This window comes from Acidocella aminolytica 101 = DSM 11237 (assembly GCF_900129125.1).
In the GTDB taxonomy this organism is placed as follows: Bacteria; Pseudomonadota; Alphaproteobacteria; order Acetobacterales; family Acetobacteraceae; genus Acidocella; species Acidocella aminolytica.
In genome coordinates this window covers 29842-45478 of the sequence record NZ_FQVJ01000009.1, presented here as the reverse complement: position 1 = coordinate 45478, position 15637 = coordinate 29842, and the positions used below count along the sequence as shown (strand labels likewise).

General features: G+C 63.4%; 23 protein-coding genes. 14 read left to right on the top strand and 9 right to left on the bottom strand.

Features of this window, described 5'->3' with window-relative positions:
• Positions 1 to 2: 2 nt before the first annotated feature.
• From BUB54_RS06700 to BUB54_RS06690, 3 genes are read right to left on the bottom strand one after another with little or no spacing between them, the layout of a single operon-like run.
• Positions 3 to 890 carry an ABC transporter ATP-binding protein gene (locus tag BUB54_RS06700; RefSeq protein WP_052948415.1) on the bottom strand — a complete coding sequence of 296 codons (888 nt, stop codon included), beginning with the start codon at positions 888 to 890 and terminating at the stop codon, positions 3 to 5.
• Positions 887 to 1660, bottom strand: coding sequence for an ABC transporter permease subunit (locus BUB54_RS06695; protein ID WP_048879653.1), 774 nt, complete (start codon positions 1658 to 1660; stop codon positions 887 to 889). Before BUB54_RS06695 ends, BUB54_RS06700 begins: the two co-directional genes overlap by 4 nt.
• Positions 1632 to 2540, bottom strand: coding sequence for an extracellular solute-binding protein (locus tag BUB54_RS06690; protein WP_048879654.1), 909 nt, complete (start codon positions 2538 to 2540; stop codon positions 1632 to 1634). Before BUB54_RS06690 ends, BUB54_RS06695 begins: the two co-directional genes overlap by 29 nt.
• 20 nt (positions 2541 to 2560) lie before the next feature.
• On the opposite strand from BUB54_RS06690, the gene BUB54_RS06685 reads away from it, so the two are divergent.
• Genes BUB54_RS06685 through BUB54_RS06640 form a run of 10 tightly spaced genes read left to right on the top strand, consistent with a single transcriptional unit; the run spans position 2561 to position 8874 of the window.
• A complete protein-coding gene (locus BUB54_RS06685) occupies positions 2561 to 2995 on the top strand; it encodes a winged helix-turn-helix domain-containing protein (RefSeq protein ID WP_244890756.1) in 435 nt (144 codons plus the stop codon).
• Positions 2996 to 3007: 12 nt separating this feature from the next.
• Positions 3008 to 3592: a CDP-diacylglycerol--glycerol-3-phosphate 3-phosphatidyltransferase gene (pgsA, locus tag BUB54_RS06680; protein ID WP_048879655.1), complete on the top strand. Its 585-nt coding sequence runs from the start codon at positions 3008 to 3010 to the stop codon at positions 3590 to 3592.
• 6 nt (positions 3593 to 3598) lie between these two features.
• The gene (gene mobB / locus BUB54_RS06675; RefSeq protein ID WP_048879656.1) at positions 3599 to 4096 is read left to right on the top strand and encodes a molybdopterin-guanine dinucleotide biosynthesis protein B; all 498 of its coding nucleotides are present in this window, start codon (positions 3599 to 3601) and stop codon (positions 4094 to 4096) included.
• Positions 4097 to 4109: 13 nt separating this feature from the next.
• Positions 4110 to 4520, top strand: a complete 411-nt coding sequence (locus tag BUB54_RS06670; protein ID WP_048879657.1) for a hypothetical protein — start codon at positions 4110 to 4112, stop codon at positions 4518 to 4520.
• Positions 4521 to 4527: 7 nt separating this feature from the next.
• Entirely contained in the window at positions 4528 to 4779 is a 252-nt protein-coding gene (gene moaD / locus BUB54_RS06665) for a molybdopterin converting factor subunit 1 (protein WP_048879658.1), read from the top strand.
• Positions 4780 to 4782: 3 nt separating this feature from the next.
• Positions 4783 to 5268, top strand: coding sequence for a molybdenum cofactor biosynthesis protein MoaE (locus BUB54_RS06660; RefSeq protein WP_048879659.1), 486 nt, complete (start codon positions 4783 to 4785; stop codon positions 5266 to 5268).
• Between the two features lie 10 nt (positions 5269 to 5278).
• Entirely contained in the window at positions 5279 to 5794 is a 516-nt protein-coding gene (locus BUB54_RS06655; RefSeq protein ID WP_048879660.1) for an adenine phosphoribosyltransferase, read from the top strand.
• A 58-nt stretch (positions 5795 to 5852) separates the two neighbouring features.
• Positions 5853 to 6890, top strand: a complete 1038-nt coding sequence (locus BUB54_RS06650; protein WP_048879661.1) for a hypothetical protein — start codon at positions 5853 to 5855, stop codon at positions 6888 to 6890.
• 2 nt (positions 6891 to 6892) lie between these two features.
• Positions 6893 to 8311, top strand: coding sequence for a DNA repair protein RadA (gene radA / locus BUB54_RS06645; RefSeq protein WP_048879662.1), 1419 nt, complete (start codon positions 6893 to 6895; stop codon positions 8309 to 8311).
• On the top strand, positions 8308 to 8874 hold the full coding sequence (locus BUB54_RS06640) for a CvpA family protein (RefSeq protein ID WP_048879663.1): 567 nt from the start codon (positions 8308 to 8310) through the stop codon (positions 8872 to 8874). The genes radA and BUB54_RS06640 overlap by 4 nt, the downstream gene beginning before the upstream one ends.
• On the opposite strand, the gene BUB54_RS06635 is transcribed toward BUB54_RS06640, so the two are convergent.
• Positions 8871 to 9473: a ribonuclease HII gene (locus tag BUB54_RS06635; protein WP_048879664.1), complete on the bottom strand. Its 603-nt coding sequence runs from the start codon at positions 9471 to 9473 to the stop codon at positions 8871 to 8873. The two genes, BUB54_RS06640 and BUB54_RS06635, sit on opposite strands and share 4 nt — an antisense overlap.
• Positions 9466 to 9903 (bottom strand): nucleoside deaminase, encoded by a 438-nt coding sequence (locus BUB54_RS06630; protein WP_082075727.1) that lies wholly within the window; start codon positions 9901 to 9903, stop codon positions 9466 to 9468. The genes BUB54_RS06635 and BUB54_RS06630 overlap by 8 nt, the downstream gene beginning before the upstream one ends.
• A gap of 58 nt (positions 9904 to 9961) precedes the next feature.
• Here BUB54_RS06630 and BUB54_RS06625 point away from each other — a divergent pair, with 58 nt between their 5' ends.
• Genes BUB54_RS06625 through rsmD form a run of 3 tightly spaced genes read left to right on the top strand, consistent with a single transcriptional unit; the run spans position 9962 to position 11941 of the window.
• Positions 9962 to 10672 carry a gamma-glutamyl-gamma-aminobutyrate hydrolase family protein gene (locus BUB54_RS06625; protein WP_048879666.1) on the top strand — a complete coding sequence of 237 codons (711 nt, stop codon included), beginning with the start codon at positions 9962 to 9964 and terminating at the stop codon, positions 10670 to 10672.
• A complete protein-coding gene (locus BUB54_RS06620; RefSeq protein WP_048879667.1) occupies positions 10665 to 11405 on the top strand; it encodes a pseudouridine synthase in 741 nt (246 codons plus the stop codon). Before BUB54_RS06625 ends, BUB54_RS06620 begins: the two co-directional genes overlap by 8 nt.
• A complete protein-coding gene (gene rsmD, locus BUB54_RS06615; protein WP_048879668.1) occupies positions 11402 to 11941 on the top strand; it encodes a 16S rRNA (guanine(966)-N(2))-methyltransferase RsmD in 540 nt (179 codons plus the stop codon). Before BUB54_RS06620 ends, rsmD begins: the two co-directional genes overlap by 4 nt.
• Here the strand turns inward: rsmD and BUB54_RS06610 are convergent.
• On the bottom strand, positions 11938 to 12639 hold the full coding sequence (locus tag BUB54_RS06610; RefSeq protein ID WP_048879669.1) for a Crp/Fnr family transcriptional regulator: 702 nt from the start codon (positions 12637 to 12639) through the stop codon (positions 11938 to 11940). The two genes, rsmD and BUB54_RS06610, sit on opposite strands and share 4 nt — an antisense overlap.
• Before the next feature lie 126 nt (positions 12640 to 12765).
• On the opposite strand from BUB54_RS06610, the gene BUB54_RS20715 reads away from it, so the two are divergent.
• Positions 12766 to 12933 carry a hypothetical protein gene (locus BUB54_RS20715; RefSeq protein WP_158320133.1) on the top strand — a complete coding sequence of 56 codons (168 nt, stop codon included), beginning with the start codon at positions 12766 to 12768 and terminating at the stop codon, positions 12931 to 12933.
• Here BUB54_RS20715 and BUB54_RS06605 read toward each other — a convergent pair.
• From BUB54_RS06605 to BUB54_RS06595, 3 genes are read right to left on the bottom strand one after another with little or no spacing between them, the layout of a single operon-like run.
• On the bottom strand, positions 12927 to 14273 hold the full coding sequence (locus tag BUB54_RS06605) for a glutamine synthetase family protein (RefSeq protein WP_048879670.1): 1347 nt from the start codon (positions 14271 to 14273) through the stop codon (positions 12927 to 12929). The genes BUB54_RS20715 and BUB54_RS06605 overlap by 7 nt on opposite strands.
• A 55-nt stretch (positions 14274 to 14328) precedes the next feature.
• Positions 14329 to 14904, bottom strand: a complete 576-nt coding sequence (locus BUB54_RS06600) for a hypothetical protein (protein WP_048879671.1) — start codon at positions 14902 to 14904, stop codon at positions 14329 to 14331.
• Positions 14904 to 15620: a type 1 glutamine amidotransferase gene (locus BUB54_RS06595; protein WP_048879672.1), complete on the bottom strand. Its 717-nt coding sequence runs from the start codon at positions 15618 to 15620 to the stop codon at positions 14904 to 14906. Before BUB54_RS06595 ends, BUB54_RS06600 begins: the two co-directional genes overlap by 1 nt.
• Positions 15621 to 15637: the final 17 nt, after the last annotated feature.

Sequence of the window (15637 nt, the reverse complement as noted above, 5' to 3'; positions counted from 1 at the left end):
CCTCAGCCCAGCCGCACAGCGCCCGTCAGGCTGAGCCGGATTTGCGCGCCGGGCGGGTAATCCGCCGCCCGGCCCTGCGGCAACTCCACCGTCAGGCAGGGGTCCGGACCGCATATCAGGCGCAGCCCCGTGCCGGTCTCCCGCACGGCCCGCACCCGGAAATAAGCCCCCGCCGGGTCCAGACGGATGGCCCCGGCATGGGCAGCCCAGAGCGCGCCGCCGCGTTCAAAAATATTGTCATATCCCAGCAGTTCCGCCGCCACGCGGCTGGCCGGGGCGGAAAACACCGCCCGCGCCGGGCCGTGTTGGATAATGCGCCCCTCCGCGAGTAGCGCCACTTGGTCCGCCCGGGCAGCCACGTCATGGTCATGCGTGGCCGCCAGCACCGGAATCCCGCGGGTGGCGGCGATGTTCGCCAGCCAGTCCAGTGTGGCGTCACGGGTCATCGTGTCCAGCCCGGCGGAGGGTTCGTCCAGCAGCAATAATTTCGCCCCATGCGCCAGGGCCCTGGCCAGCGCCACACGCTTGGCCTGGCCGCCGGACAATTCATCCGGCCGGCGCGCGGCCAACGGGGCCAGCCCCAACCCATCCAGCAAGGCCCGCGCCTGGGTTAGTCGTTCCGGCCGTCTTAGGGCATAAGCGGTGTTTTCCAGCACCGAGAGATGCGGAAACAGCAAAGTGTGCTGCGGCAGATAGCCGATGGGCCGCCGCTCTGGCGCCAAGCCGCCCCAAGGCGTGCCCTGCCCCGGCAACAGCCCGGCCAAAGCCCGCAACAGAGATGTTTTGCCAACGCCCGAGCGCCCCAGCAACGTGGTAAAGCCGCGCACCGTAAAACACGCCCGCATACAAACCGGCGCGGGCAGCGTGTAGTCGATCTCGATGCTGTTCACGCCGCGCGAGCCTTGAGTCCCAGCCAAAGCGGCACCGGCAGCGTGACCAGCAGAAACACCACCACCAGCGGAAACACCGCCTGCAACCCGAGATCCTGCACATCCGTCCATAGCTGCACCGGCATCCCGGCCGGATAATAGGCGACGATCAAAATCACCCCGAATTCGCCCAGCGCCCGCACCCAGGCCAACGACAAAGCGGCGGAGAGTCCCCGGCCCGCCAACGGCAGGGTCACACGCAGCCGGGCCTTCCATAGCGGGTCACCCAGCGTGCGCGCCAGTTCCTCATAATCCTCGGGTACCTGGGCAATCGCCCCGCGCGCGGCGATCACGTAAGTCGGCAGCGCTGCATAAATGGTGGCCAGCAGAAACGCCGCCGGGGTGTTGGTCAGCACCACGCCCAGCGCCCCAAACGCCCGTCCCAGCGGCGCCGCCGGGCCGTACACCACCGACAGCAAAATCCCTAGCGCCAGAGTTGGCATCAGCATCGGCATCAGCACAATCGCCTCCGCCAGCATCACCCACCGCCCGCGATGCCGGGCCAGATAAAACGCCAGCGGCGTGCCCAACAGCAAAATCACCAGCATAGCCAGCGCGCCCCCCAACAGCGAGGTGGCGATGGACGCCCAGTCCTGCGCGCTCAGCCACGCGCCCTGCCACGCCACGCCACTGGCGAACAGGCCGGAGAGCGGCAAGGCCAGAAACATCAGCACAAACAGCAGGAAGGCGGCGCGCAGCACGTCAGATCGCGCGGCCCAATCCCAACCCATACCCGTAACGCTTGAAGATAGCCTGCCCATCCGACCCGGCCAGGAACGCGACATATTCCGCCGCCGCCTTCGGGTCAGACGCCGCCTTCAGCGCCATGGCGTAGAATACCAGCGGACTGGGATGGATGGTTCTAGTCTGGCCATTCTTCTCCTTCAGGGTCAGGCTGGCCTGGTCATACACGCTTTTGGCCAGAGCGGGGTTGGAGAGATTAACCGCGTCCGGCAGCTCAATAAACGGCAACTGCTGCGAAACCACGGCGCTCTTATACCCCAGCGTCGCGTCAATCTGCCCGGCCTCCAACCGCGCCAGCAAGGAAGGCTCTGCGAAAATCTGCGCGGGGTTGAGCACCGCCCCCGCCACCTTCGCCGCGAAACTCGGGATTTTGTAATAAATCCCGGCCAGTTGCAGGGCGAACAGCACATATCGCCCCTGCGGGTCGGCGGTGGGGTCGGTGCGACCCAGGCGGATGGCCGGATCCAGGAAGATCTTTGTCCAGTCCGCCCCCTTGGCGGCCTTGAACCGCGTTGCGAATTTGGAGAACGGCGAATAGGCCAGAACCATGGAGGTGCTGGCCACCGGCACCGCTTTGTCCGCCAGCCCAGCCGCGCGCACAATCTTCGCCGGACCGGCGGACACGGGCACAAAGACATCCGGCTTCATCGCCCCGCCGGAGATTAGATGCGCCAGCGCCACCGCGCCATGGCCAATGCCATGCACCGCTGTTCCGGTCGCGGCGGTAAAGGCGGGATTGAGCCCCTGATCCATCAATCTTCCCATCGATCCGGCGTAGGCAACGGTGATGCTCTCCCCTGCGAAAGCACGCGATGCGGCGGACAAGGCCAGTGAGGCGGCAAGCAGCAAACGGCGCGAAACAGGCATGGCGGACCTCCGATATGTTCATGAAAACATATCGTACAGCCCGGGTGACGGTCAAATCCGGCCCGTGCTTAAATGAAACCATGGCCGAAGACCAAACCCTCAAGCTGCGCCTGCGGCTAAATAGCGCCCAGGGCGTCGTGATGGGCCCAGGGCGGGCGGAGTTGCTGGCGTCGATCGCTGAAACCGGTTCCATAGCCGCAGCCGGGCGGCGCATGGGCATGAGCTATAAGCGCGCCTGGAACCTAGTTGAGTCCTTGAACAACAGCTTCACCGCCCCTCTGGTGGAAACCGCCAAGGGTGGCGCCAGCCATGGCGGCGCCCGGCTCACCGCATTGGGTGAGGAGCTACTGGCCGCCTACCACGCCCTGGAATCAGCCGCCCTGCACGCGGGGGCCGATGCTTTAAAGCGTTTCGACGCCGTTCTAGCGGTTCCGCCCACGCGAAATCCCCGCTAGGGTGTGTCCGCGATGCTGACCGACCTGCCCAATCTGCTGACCCTTTCGCGCATCTGCGCCATTCCCCTCCTGGTGCTGCTGGAGGCGATTGGCGCCCCTTGGGCGGATTTTGGTGCAGCCCTGCTGTTCACCCTAGCGGGCATCACCGATTATCTGGACGGCAAGCTGGCCCGTGAACGCGCCCAACTGTCGGATTTCGGGCGGATGCTGGACCCGATTGCCGACAAGCTGCTGATCGGCGCCACGCTGATGTGCCTGGTCGGCTTCAACCACATGCCTTCTTACGGTATTTATCCCGCCATCGTGATCATGCTGCGGGAGATTTTGGTCTCCGGCCTGCGGGAATATCTGGCGGGCATCCGCATCGGACTGCCGGTCACCAAGCTCGCGAAATGGAAAACCGGCGTGCAAATGGTAGCCCTTGGCCTACTGCTGCTGGGCGACCAGGGCGCGCGTTTCATGGGACTGGGCGGGCTGCCGGTGGGCGGCATCGGCTTTGTCATGCTCTGGCTCGCCGCCGTGCTCACGCTGATTACCGGCTGGGACTATCTCACCGCCGGGCTGCGCCATGCGGGCGTGAACCATCCCGCCCCCTGACGCAATTTGACCATTCTCGCCATCTCTGGCTGGTCTGGCGCGGGTAAAACCACGCTCATCACTGCCTTGATTCCGCTGTTCAAGGCGCGGGGGCTCAGCGTTTCCAGCCTCAAACACGCGCATCATAACGTGACGCTGGACAAGCCCGGCAAGGACAGTTTCCGCCATGCCGAGGCAGGCGCGCAGGAGGTTATTTTAACCACCGAAGGCGGCTTTGCGTTATTCTCCCGCACACCCGCGCAGCTGGAGACACTGCTGCGCCGGCTGCTGCCGGTTGATCTGGTGCTGGTGGAGGGATTCAAGCAAGAGCCCATCCCGCGCCTTGCGGTTTATCGGCCCAGCCTTGGTAAGCCCGCCCCCTGGCCGGACACTCATCTTCTGGCCATCGCCACGGACGAAACGCTGCCGGATTGTCCCGTCCCCGCTCTCCCGCTTGATCAACCGCGCGTAATCGCGGATTTCCTGATTCAACAGCTTGAGTTAAACAAGCCCTGCAATCGCTGAAGGAGCAGAGTCTTTGCGCATCCCCCTTGCCCTGTTGGCCGCTCTTTCCCTCACTAGTTGCGCCGGCGGGGGAACCTTCCTGGAGCATTCGGTCTGGCCCGGGGGCAACCCCAACGCCCCTGTCGCCAATAGCGAAACCGCCCAGCGCGCCCTGGGCGACAGCCCGGCCATCACGCCGCTGCAAGTCCAGGCCGGGGATGTCTGGCCCGGCCCGGTCAAGCCCTTCCCGACCCTCAGCCAAGTGGAACAAAACGCCTCGCTGCCGCTGGGCCAGGGATATATTCCCTCCCTGCCCTCGCCATATCCGCCTGGTCCGAAAGGCCATATCAACGGCGCTGAGAACGTGACCGTCGGGGGCGCGCTTTACCCCACGCAAGACGGTCAAACCGTGCCGATTCCCGCCACCCCTGGCGACGCGCGCTAGGCCGCCCATGCAAATCCTCTATTTTGCCTGGCTGCGCGAACGCATCGGCAAAACCGGCGAGGAGCTGACACCCCCCTCAACCATAACCACCGCCCGAGCCTTGGTTGGCTGGCTGCGTGGCCAGGGGGCCGGGTACGCGGCGGCCTTCGCGGATGAGAAATTGATCCGCTGTGCGATCAACCAGGAATTCTGCCCGCTCGACTCATCCCTAGAGGGCGTGCGAGAGATCGCGTTCTTCCCGCCCGTAACCGGAGGCTGACCCGTGCGGCTAGTGGCGGTTCAAGAGCAGGATTTCGACTCAGGCGCGCTACTTGCCTCATTAAACAATGGCGCGACCGGCGGCATTGCCAGCTTCACCGGTATCGTCCGGCAGAATGAGACAGGCACGCTGGCCGCCCTGCGACTGGAACATTATCCCGGCATGACCGAAGCCGCGCTGGAAAAACTGGCGGACGAGGCCGCAACGCGCTGGCCCCTGACCGGCTGCGTCATCATTCACCGCGTCGGGCTGCTGCTGCCGGGGCAAAATATCGTATTCACCGCCACCGCCAGCGCCCACCGCGCCGCCGCGCTGGCCGCCACCGCCTATCTGATCGACCAGCTGAAAACCCGCGCCCCCTTCTGGAAGGCCGAGGAAACCACCGGCGGCGAAACGCTCTGGGTGGCAGCGCGGCAGACAGATCATGACAGTGCCGCATCCTGGCACAATGAGGCCCAAAATTTGCCGCACGGCACGGGTCGTTTATAGGAACCTCATCATGGACCTCAAAGATCACATTCGCGGTATCCCGGATTTCCCGAAACCCGGGATTCTCTTTTACGATATTTCAACCCTGCTCCGGGACGCCGATGCCTGGCAGGTGGCGATGGGCCGTATGGCCAACCGCGTGCGGGCTTATCACCCCACCGTTTTGGCCGGTGTGGAAAGCCGTGGCTTCCTGCTGGCCGCGCCGCTGGCACTGAAGCTGGGCTGCGGGTTCGTGATGTTGCGCAAGCCCGGCAAACTGCCCGGCGCCACCGTGGGGCTGGATTACGCGCTGGAATACGGCACCGACCGTATCGAGATTCAGGCCGACGCAGTTGAGCCCGGCGCGCGCGTGGTGGTGGTGGATGATTTGTTGGCCACCGGCGGCACCATGGCGGCTGGCATCAAGCTGCTGCAAAATGTGGGCGCTGAAGTTGCCGCCGCCGCCGCCGTGATCGAACTTACCTTCCTACACGGGCGGGACAAGCTGGATGTCCCGGTCGAGACCTTGGTCCAGTACGACAATTGACGAAACCCTGGCCGTGCGTAATCTCCCAGACTTCGAGACAAGGCGGAGTCCGACCAAGATGAAACGCCGGCATTTGCTCGGTGCGCTGGGCGCGGCGGCCCTGCTACCAAACAACGCGCTGGCCCAGACCGCGCAGCGCCCGATTACCCTGCTGGTGGCGGGGCCAAAAGGCGGCCAGACCAGCCGCTGGGGTAGTGCCTTCGCCCTTGCCATGTCGGACACATTTCCCGGCACACCGAACGTCGTGGCTGAACCCATCGGCGGGCTGGATGGCGTTACCGGCGCCAACCGGCTGGATGCGCTGCTGGTACCAGATGGGCACAACGGCGCCATCCTGCCTGGCGTCACGCTAATTGCTTACCTCACCGGGGATTCACGGGTTCACTACGACCCCACCCATTGGACCCCGCTGCTGGCGGGCTGCAATTCCGGCGTGCTGATGCTGCGCGGCCCCAAGGGCACGGTGCCCACGCTCAACACGCTGCAAAAAATGGCCCCGCTGCGGATGGGCGCGGCGGGACTGCAAAGCAACGACATCGCCGCGCTGCTGGCACTGGCCCGGCTAGGCATCCCCACCGCGCCCATCTTTGGGCTACATGATAGCGCGGAGAAAATCCGCGCCTTTATCGCCGGTACGGTGGATGCCGTGTTTATCTGTGGCGAGGGCGTGCCGGAGGACATTACCCCGCTGCTCGCCTCCGGCGCGGTGCCTGCTTTCTGCATCGGCGCGCCTGGCCCTGGCGGCACGGCAGGGCCAGACCCGCTATTCCCTGGCCTGGCCTTGCCTACCGCACTGGGCCCCGCGGTCAGCCCGTTGCTGGATTCCACCTATGAGGCCGCTGCCGCCGCCGCGCGGCTGGATTTCATGCTGGTGCTGCCGCGCCTGACCGACCCCAACGCCGTGGCCCTCTGGCGCAGCGCCACCATGAACAGCGCGAAAACCCCAGCCGTTCACGCCGCCGCCGAGGCCAGCTCCATCACGCTGCAGCCTGCCCCGGTTCTGGCCAACGCGCTCACCGCTTTGTCGATCGTGCCGACGGAACAGCCGAAATTGCTGTCCTTCCTGGCCAAAACCTATGGCTGGCAGCCGGGCTGACCTTGGCCAAGCCGGTTAAAACCTATGCCTGTACCGCCTGTGGCGCGGTATTTCCAAAATGGGCCGGGCGTTGCGAGGCGTGCGGCGAATGGAACACGCTGGAAGAACAGACTGCCCCCAAAACCTTGCCCGGCGGTTTGAAAGACAATGCGCGCCGCACCGGCAGCAAGCTGGAATTTGTTGGGTTGGCGGGCATTACCCCGCCGCCGCCGCGCGTACCCACCACCATCACGGAGTTCGACCGTGTTCTCGGCGGTGGGCTTGTGCCCGCGTCCGTCGTGCTGGTGGGCGGAGACCCGGGCATCGGCAAATCCACCTTGCTGCTCCAGGCCAGCGCGGCCTTGGGCCGAGCCGGACAGGAGGTCGTATATATCTCCGGCGAGGAATCCATCGACCAGATCCGCATGCGCGCCTTGCGGCTGGGCCTAGCCAACGCCCCCCTGCATCTGGCCGCTGCCACCCAGCTTGGCGACATTCTCACCTCACTGCCGCATTTCCCCAAAGTCGCCTTGGTGGTGATTGATTCCATCCAGACCATGTGGGCGGAAGGGATTGATTCCGCCCCCGGCTCGGTCACGCAGGTCCGCGCCGCCGCGTTTGAGCTGATCCGCGCCGCCAAAACCCAGGGCTTCGCGCTGCTGCTGGTGGGTCACGTCACCAAGGAGGGCGCGCTGGCTGGCCCCCGCGTACTGGAGCATATGGTGGACGTGGTGCTGCATTTTGAAGGCGACCGGGGCCACCAGTTCCGCATTCTGCGCGGCATGAAAAACCGTTTTGGCGCCACGGATGAAATCGGCGTGTTCGAGATGACCAGCCAGGGGCTCTCGCAGGTAGCCAATCCCTCAGCGCTGTTTCTGGCGGAGCGGCGCGGCAATGTGGCGGGCAGCGCGGTGCTGGCGGGGTTGGAAGGCTCACGCCCCGTGCTGGTGGAAATTCAGTGCCTGCTGGCCTCCAACCCGGGCGGCTCGCCCCGGCGCTCTGTCATTGGCTGGGATTCCGGGCGGCTTTCGATGCTGCTGGCGGTGTTGGAAACACGCTGCGGGCTCAAGCTCGCCATGAATGATGTGTATCTCAACGTCGCGGGCGGTTTGCGGGTGAATGAGCCCGCGGCGGATCTGGCCGTGGCAGCTGCCCTCATCTCCGCCGCCTCGGACGTGCCCACCGACCCGGAAATGGTATTTTTCGGTGAAATCGGCCTCTCGGGCGAATTACGGCAGGTGGCGCAGACCGAGCTGAGGCTGAAAGAGGCCGCGAAACTCGGCTTCGCTCGTGCCGCCGGGCCAAAACGCGTGGCCGGCGGCACGAACAAGCTGAGCGTACCTAAAACACTCTCCATGATTGAGATTGGGCATTTGACAGATCTTGTGAGTATTATCGCCACCGGGCAAAAACCAGGCGCCAAGCGCGAGGAGGGCGAATGACCTGGGTTGATGGGGTAATACTGGGAATCGTGGCACTCTCCGCCGTGTTCTCGATGGTACGCGGCTTTGTGCGTGAGGTTTTGGGCGTTGCCGCCTGGATCGGCGCGCTGTTCGCGGCTTTAAAATTTTACGCCCCAGTACAGCCTTATGTCGCCTCTCTGCTGCCGCACGGCATGTCACATTTCGCCATTTACGGCGCCATGGCGGCGGTGTTTCTGATCACGCTGATCATCCTCAGCATCCTAAGCGCGCTGATCGGCGGGCTCGTGCGGGATTCCGCGTTGTCCGGGCTGGATCATTCACTGGGGCTGGTTTTTGGTATCGCGCGCGGGGCCGTGATTATCTTTCTTGGCTATATCGCGCTCGGCATGGCAGAACCGGCCACAAGTTGGCCCCAGCCCGTGGCACATGCCCGCTTTCTGCCGCTGGCGCAGGAAGGCGCCACTTGGCTCACCGGCTTTCTACCGCAGCAATATCAGCCAAAAATCCAGTCCTTGCCGGGAACGCTGGTGCCCGCCGCCACCACGTTGATGAAACAGCCCGTTGAAGGCAGCGCGCTTTAAATAAAATCCTGCAGCAACGGCCCAAACCCGCGCCGGTGATGCGGGCAGGGACCGTGTTCCAGAATTGCGGCGCGATGCACAGCCGCCGCGTACCCGGCATTCTTTGCCCAGCCATAATGCGGGTAACGCGCATCCAGCTGCCGCATCAGCCTGTCTCGGATTTCCTTGGCCACGATTGATGCCGCCGCGATTGAGAGGCTCAGTCCATCCCCGCCCACCAGCGTCGTGCAGGGAATGGCAATGCCGGGTGTCTTATTGCCGTCCACCAGCACATGGTCCGGCACCAAAGGCAGCGCCGCAACCGCGCGGCGCATCGCCAGAAACGAGGCATGCAGGATGTTCAGCCTGTAAATCTCCGCGACAGAGGCCGCGCCGACTCCAATCTCCGCCTTTGACTCCCGCAACGCCAACAGCGCCGCCGCGCGCTTTTTCGGTGTCAGCTTCTTGGAATCATCCAGCATCGCAGTTAGCTTTTCCGGCAGCACAGCAGGCAGAACCACCGCCGCCGCCAGCACCGGCCCGGCCAACGGCCCACGCCCGACTTCATCCACCCCAGCCACGCGCCCACCCAGCGCCGCTTCACGCGAAAAATCAGGCATCCCGTTTCGCCCCGAAAAACTCTTTCAACAACGCCGCGCACTCCTGCTCCCGCATCCCGCCGATCACCTCCGGCTTATGGTGCGTGGTGGCGTGGGCAAAAAGGCGCGGCCCATGCTCCACCGCCCCGGTTTTGGGATCGTAAGCGCCAAATACCAGCCGGCCGACCCGCAGCGCCGCAACCGCCGCCGCGCAAAAGGCGCAGGGTTCCAGCGTTACCGTCAGGGTGCAATCGGCCAGATATTTCTGCCCGCGCGCCGCCCGCGCCGCGCTCAACGCCAGAAACTCCGCATGGGCCGTGGGGTCTTGCCGCTCTTCCACCTGGTTGGCGGCCACGGCCAGCACGGCGCCGGAAGCATCCGTCACCACCGCCGCCACCGGCACCTCACCCGCCATGGCGGCGCGGCGCGCTTCGTCCAGAGCCATTTGCATAGGCGAGGTCATGACCGCAGCAATTGCCTCAACCCTCCGGAAAGGTCTAGTTGGAGCCATGAAAAAACGCCCCTTGATCGGCCTGACACTGGATGCGGAACCCGCCGGCGGCTGGTCCAAATATCCCTGGTACGCGCTGCGCCAGAATTACACTGAAGCCGTGACCGCCTTTGGCGGGCTGGCCGTGGCCCTGCCGCACGATCCTGACCACGCCGAGGATTATCTGGACCGGCTGGACGGGTTGATTGTTACCGGCGGCGCGTTCGATGTGGACCCCACTTTGTATGGCGACATCGAAACCCACGACACCGTGGCCCTGAAATCCGACCGCACCGTGGCGGAACTCGCCCTTCTGCGCGGCGCCATGGCGCGGAACATGCCGGTTCTGGGCATTTGCGGCGGGCAGCAGCTTCTTGCCGTGGCGCTGGGTGGCACGCTGCACCAGCACATCCCGGACGCCATCCCCGGCGCGTTGGAGCATGAGCAGAAAACCAGCCATTATGAGCCTGGTCACAAGGTAGAGATTCTGGTTGGCACCCAGCTGTTCGGCGTTACGGGGCCGGTGATGCAGGTCAACACCTCCCATCATCAGGCGGTGAAATCCGCCGGGCGCGGGGTGGTGAACGCCATCGCCCCGGACGGGGTGATTGAAGGGCTGGAGGACCCGGCACAAAAATTCTGCATCGGCGTGCAATGGCACCCGGAATATCTCGTGGATGCGGGCGACGCCGCCCTTTACCGCGCCTTCCTGGCCGCCTGCCATGACTGAGGAGACCGCAGAGCGCGGCGAGCGCATCGCCAAATTCCTCTCCCGTGCCGGTGTAGCTTCCCGTCGTGACGCGGAAGCTATGATCGAGGCCGGGCGCGTGCGGATGAACAACGAGGCCGCGACCCATCCCGCCATGTTCGTGAAAAAAGGCGATCTGGTGGTGGTCGACGGCAAGCCGGTGAACGAGCCGGAACGCACCCGCCTGTTCCGCTATCATAAGCCCGACGGTCTCGTGACCACACACAAAGACCCCGAAGGCCGCCCCACCGTTTTCGACTCCTTGCCGCCAGGAATGCCCCGCGTCATCTCCATCGGGCGGCTGGACCTAACCTCCGAAGGGCTACTGCTGCTCACCAATGACGGCGAACTCTCCCGTCGTCTGGAACTGCCGGACACAGGCTGGCTGCGCCGTTACCGGGTACGCGTGCATGGCGGCGTCTCTCAGGAAAAAATTAGGCGCCTCGCGGAAGGCATGGTGGTGGAGCGCGTGAAATATGGCCCCATCGAAGCCGCGATTGATTCCGTGCAACGCTCCAACACCTGGCTTTCCATGAGCCTGCGTGAAGGCAAGAACCGCGAGATCCGCCGCGTGATGCAGGCGCTGGAACTCCCGGTTACCCGCCTGATCCGCGTGGCGTATGGCCCGTTCCAGCTTGGCAACCTACCGCGTGCTGGCATTGAGGAGGTGCCGGGCAAAATTCTGCGTGAGCAAGTGCCGGGCCTATCCAAATGACAGGCCCAAAACTTATCGCCGGGCGCTGGAAGGGACGCAAGCTGCTGGCGCCGCAAGGGCATGACACACGCCCCACCAATATCCGCGCCCGCCAGGCGGTGTTCGATATTCTCGCCCACGCCCCCTGGTGCGATCTACAGGCCGCAAACGTGCTGGACGTGTTTGCGGGCACCGGCGCCTATGGGCTGGAAGCTCTGTCTCGCGGCGCCGTCTCGGCCAGTTTTATCGAGCACGCCCCGGCCGCTCTGTCCGCGCTGAAAGCCAACATCGCCGCCCTGAAGCCCGAGAACGCCCGGCTCATCGCCGCCGATGCGCTACACCCGTCCACCGGCACGCCGCATGATCTAGTGTTTCTGGACCCGCCTTACGGCCAAGCCCTGCTGGCCCCTGCCCTGGACGCCTTGGCCGCCAAAGGCTGGCTTGCCCCCGGCGCCATCATCGTCGCCGAGTTGGGGCCAAACGACACGCTGGAGATCCCCGCCCCCTTGGCCGAGCGCACTCATGGCAAGGCGCATTTAAAAATCTGGCGGGTTTAATCCATATTGGCCAAGGCGCGCAGCCCTGGCAGATCAAGCCGCAACAGGCGCGGCGTCACCCGACGGATCAGCCCCTCATTTTCCAGTCGGGAGAAAGCCCGCGTCACCGATTCCGGTGCGGCGCCGAGATAATCCGCGATATCATAACGCGACATCGGCAAATCCAGCATTTGTTGGGCTTCGTTGAAATATTGCGCATGTTGCGCGCAATCCAGCAGAAACGCCGCCAAGGCACGGCTAGTCTTCAAACGCCCCACCACGATCATCTGCCGTTGCGCCGCCCGCAGCTCATGGATCGTATGCACCAGCACATGCCGCTGCACACGCGGATTCTCTTCCAGAAACATATCAACCTTGCGGACCGGAAGTTCATAAACCGTGCAGGGTGTAACTGTCTCAGCCGTGTTGAAATAAAAGCCCGTTTCCTCCAGCCCGAACAAATCGCCCGGCCAATGAAACGCGACGATATGGCGTTCCCCATCGGGCAACATGCGGCTGACCTGCACAATGCCCGTGACCAGCAAATAGAGCGACCCGGCGACCCCGCTTTGTTCAAAAATCCGTGTCCTCGCGGTTTTGAACTCAACATATTTTGCCAGCTTAATCAGCGCCGCTTCGTCATCCGGTGACATACGCAGCCATGCCGAGGCCAGCTTTATCGCACGACTTTCTGGTCCTGCCATCATTTCATCTTTCATCAGACCTCACCCAGCGCACGGCTGACTTTTGTCAGTGCGCGCCGTGGCTAGTCTCAGCATCTCTAACCGCCAGAACCGGTATAGCATTGACAAACCGCAAACCGGACAACGCAAAGAGGAGTAGTTATGCGGGAAAAATCGATCGAACAATTCATTGCTGAAACCAACATCGAGAATTTCCGCCGCCGACTGATCAACGCGCCTGACGAGCAAACCCGCGCCCTGCTCACCGACCTGCTGCGCGCCGAGGAAGCCAAGCTGGTGGCCTTGAAGAAGTCATCTGAAGCTCAGTAAAGGTCGAAATACTCCGCCGTCTCGGCGGCGGGGATCTCATCACGCAGACGGTTGATTTCGGCGGTTTTTACAATGGTGTAAACCTTCATGAACGCTTCGCCCAGCATCTCAGTCAACTCATTATCTGCCCGCAACGCCGCCAGCGCTTCATGAATTTCCGTTGGCAATTTCTTGAAAGAGCTGTCCGCTTCCTTCAACCCGTTCCTTTGCGGGGTCAGCACGGCCTGCTGTTCCACCCCCAGTAGCCCTGCCGCCAACGTGGACGCCGCCGTGAGATACGGGTTGGACAAAGCCGACGGCACCCGGACCTCCAGATGCTGCCGCTTATCCTTCGACGCCTTGATTCGCACGGAGGCTGAACGGTCCTCCACCCCCCAGGAGACATTGGACGGCGCGAACGTCCCCGGGCGGATCCGCCGGTAGCAATTCGGTGTGGGGTTCCAGATGGCCTGCGCGGCTGGAGCGTGGTCCAGAATCCCTTGGATAAAGCTTTTCATCAAGGCGCTCATCCCATCCGGGTCCGCCTCATCCAGAAACAGGTTCTTGCCCGTCTCCAGATCGTACAAGGACAAATGAAAATGCGAGCAACTGCCGGAGAGATGCGCATAAGGCTTGGTCATGAAAGTGGCCAGCAGCCCCTCGGTACGCAGATATTCCTTCACAGTATTCTTAAATACAAAGGCCCGGTCCGCCGCCGCGATGCCATCAAGTGCCGCGAAATTCAGCTCCCACTGCCCCGGCCCAAACTCACCATTGGCAGTGATCATATCTACACCGCTGTCCTTCAGCACCCGCATCAGCTTATCAAGGACCGGATGCCGGTGCGTGACCGCGGTCACGAAAATTGGCGCGCCAGCATAAAGCGGCTGCCTGGTTTCCAGATCGACCACATAAAACTCGAACTCATGACCCATCTTCACGCCGAATCCCCTTTCGGCGGCTTTCGCCAACATCGCTTTCAGCACGGTACGCGGGGCGGCCATCTGCGGCGAACCATCATACCATTTTGTATCGCAGATTACCCGCGCTGTTTTGGCCATCCAGGGCACATCGCTCACCGTCTCCGGGTCCGGCACCATCAGGCAGTCCGCGAAATTGATATCCTCATTATAGCCTGTGCCCGGAATGGGGTTGGAGGATGTGTCCAGCGTGACGGTGCCACCATATAAATTCAACCCATTACGCGTGTAAGACGCCACATGGTCAATCGGCACGGTCTTGCCACGCGAGAGCCCAGCCAGATCCGGCAGCTCAAAGCGCACATACTCTATACCTTTTCTGCGCAGGCTGTCGGCGAAGGTGGCGGCACTTTCCGACGTATGAGAGAAATACAGGGACATTCCGGCTCCAGCTCTGAAAGTTTAGGCCCAAACTCAAGCAAGAACCACGCCACCCCTAGGGCCGGACGGCAGCGCGGGTGAAGAAGCTCAGCCAGGGCGGGCGCGGCGTGCCCGCATCCGCCTGCCAGTGGGAAATGGTAACACCCGAGGCCGTGGCCAACAGCCAGTAACGTGCCGCACCATCCACCGCGCCGGTCTGCACCGCAATCTCCCGCCCCCCGGCCAGAAACTGCCAGCTTTGAATCACGCCGTCGCGCGGGGTAAAGCGCACAGCCGGGCGCCCCGCATGCCAGACCACCAGCGCCAGCGGGCACGGCTGGTTTTGCTGGCAGGCATCATATTCGGCAAGCCAGCCGATGCTGTGGCGGTCCGGCGAAATGCGAATTTGCGCGAAATAGATCTGCTGGCCTTCCTCGTCCTTATCGCGCTTCACATGAACAACGCGGCCATTCTTGTATTTAATAACCAGAGGTCCCGAGCCATCGCCCCGGGCCAGCTTGCCTTGCGGTGGCACCGCATAAGGGTCATCCGGCCCGGCAACAGCATTGGCGCTGGCTACCATCGGCATGGCCAGCGCCGGCACGGCCCCCAGGCAGAACAGCCCCGCCAGCAGGAGACGCACCGCCCGCATCAGGCTGGCGCCAGGGTTTGCACGGCAATATCCAGGAAGTTGCCAAACAGCTTTTGAGACGCCTGATACAAGGCTGGGAATTGCGCATTCACCTCCGCCTGCATCAAATCCAGCCCGCCGGGTCCGCGCACACGTTCCAGCGCCGCCTTGTATTCCGGCAACCCCGCCCATTCAGCCGTGGTGGTGTGGGTCAACTCCATGTGAAACTGCATCCCGTAAGCACACCGCCCCCAACGCTGCGCCTGGATCGCGCAGCCCGGTGAGGTAGCCAGGGAGACTGAATGTTCCGGCAAGCGCTTCACCTCCGCCCCATGCCACTGCATACACGGCCAGCTTTCCGGTAATCCGGCAAAGATCGGGTCCGCCTCAACCCGCACCTGGCTGATCCCCACCTCGGGCACGTCCATCGGCCCAACCTCTCCGCCCAGCCCTTGCGCCAAAAGCTGATGCCCCAGGCACATGCCCAGATAAGGCCGCCCGGCGCGCACCCATGCGGTCACAGCCTTCATTTCATCCAGCAGCCAGGGGAATTGCGCCGTCTGCCACACATCCTGCGGCCCGCCCATCACCAGCAGCACATCAAACCCTTCCAGATCCGGGATGCTCTCGCCTTCATCCAGCTCCACCGCATGCATGGTGCAACCCCTTGCCTTCATCACCTCACGGAAATTACCTGGATGTTCCGAAGCGACATGCTGGAATACGAGAATTTTCAAGGGCAACACTCCTATTC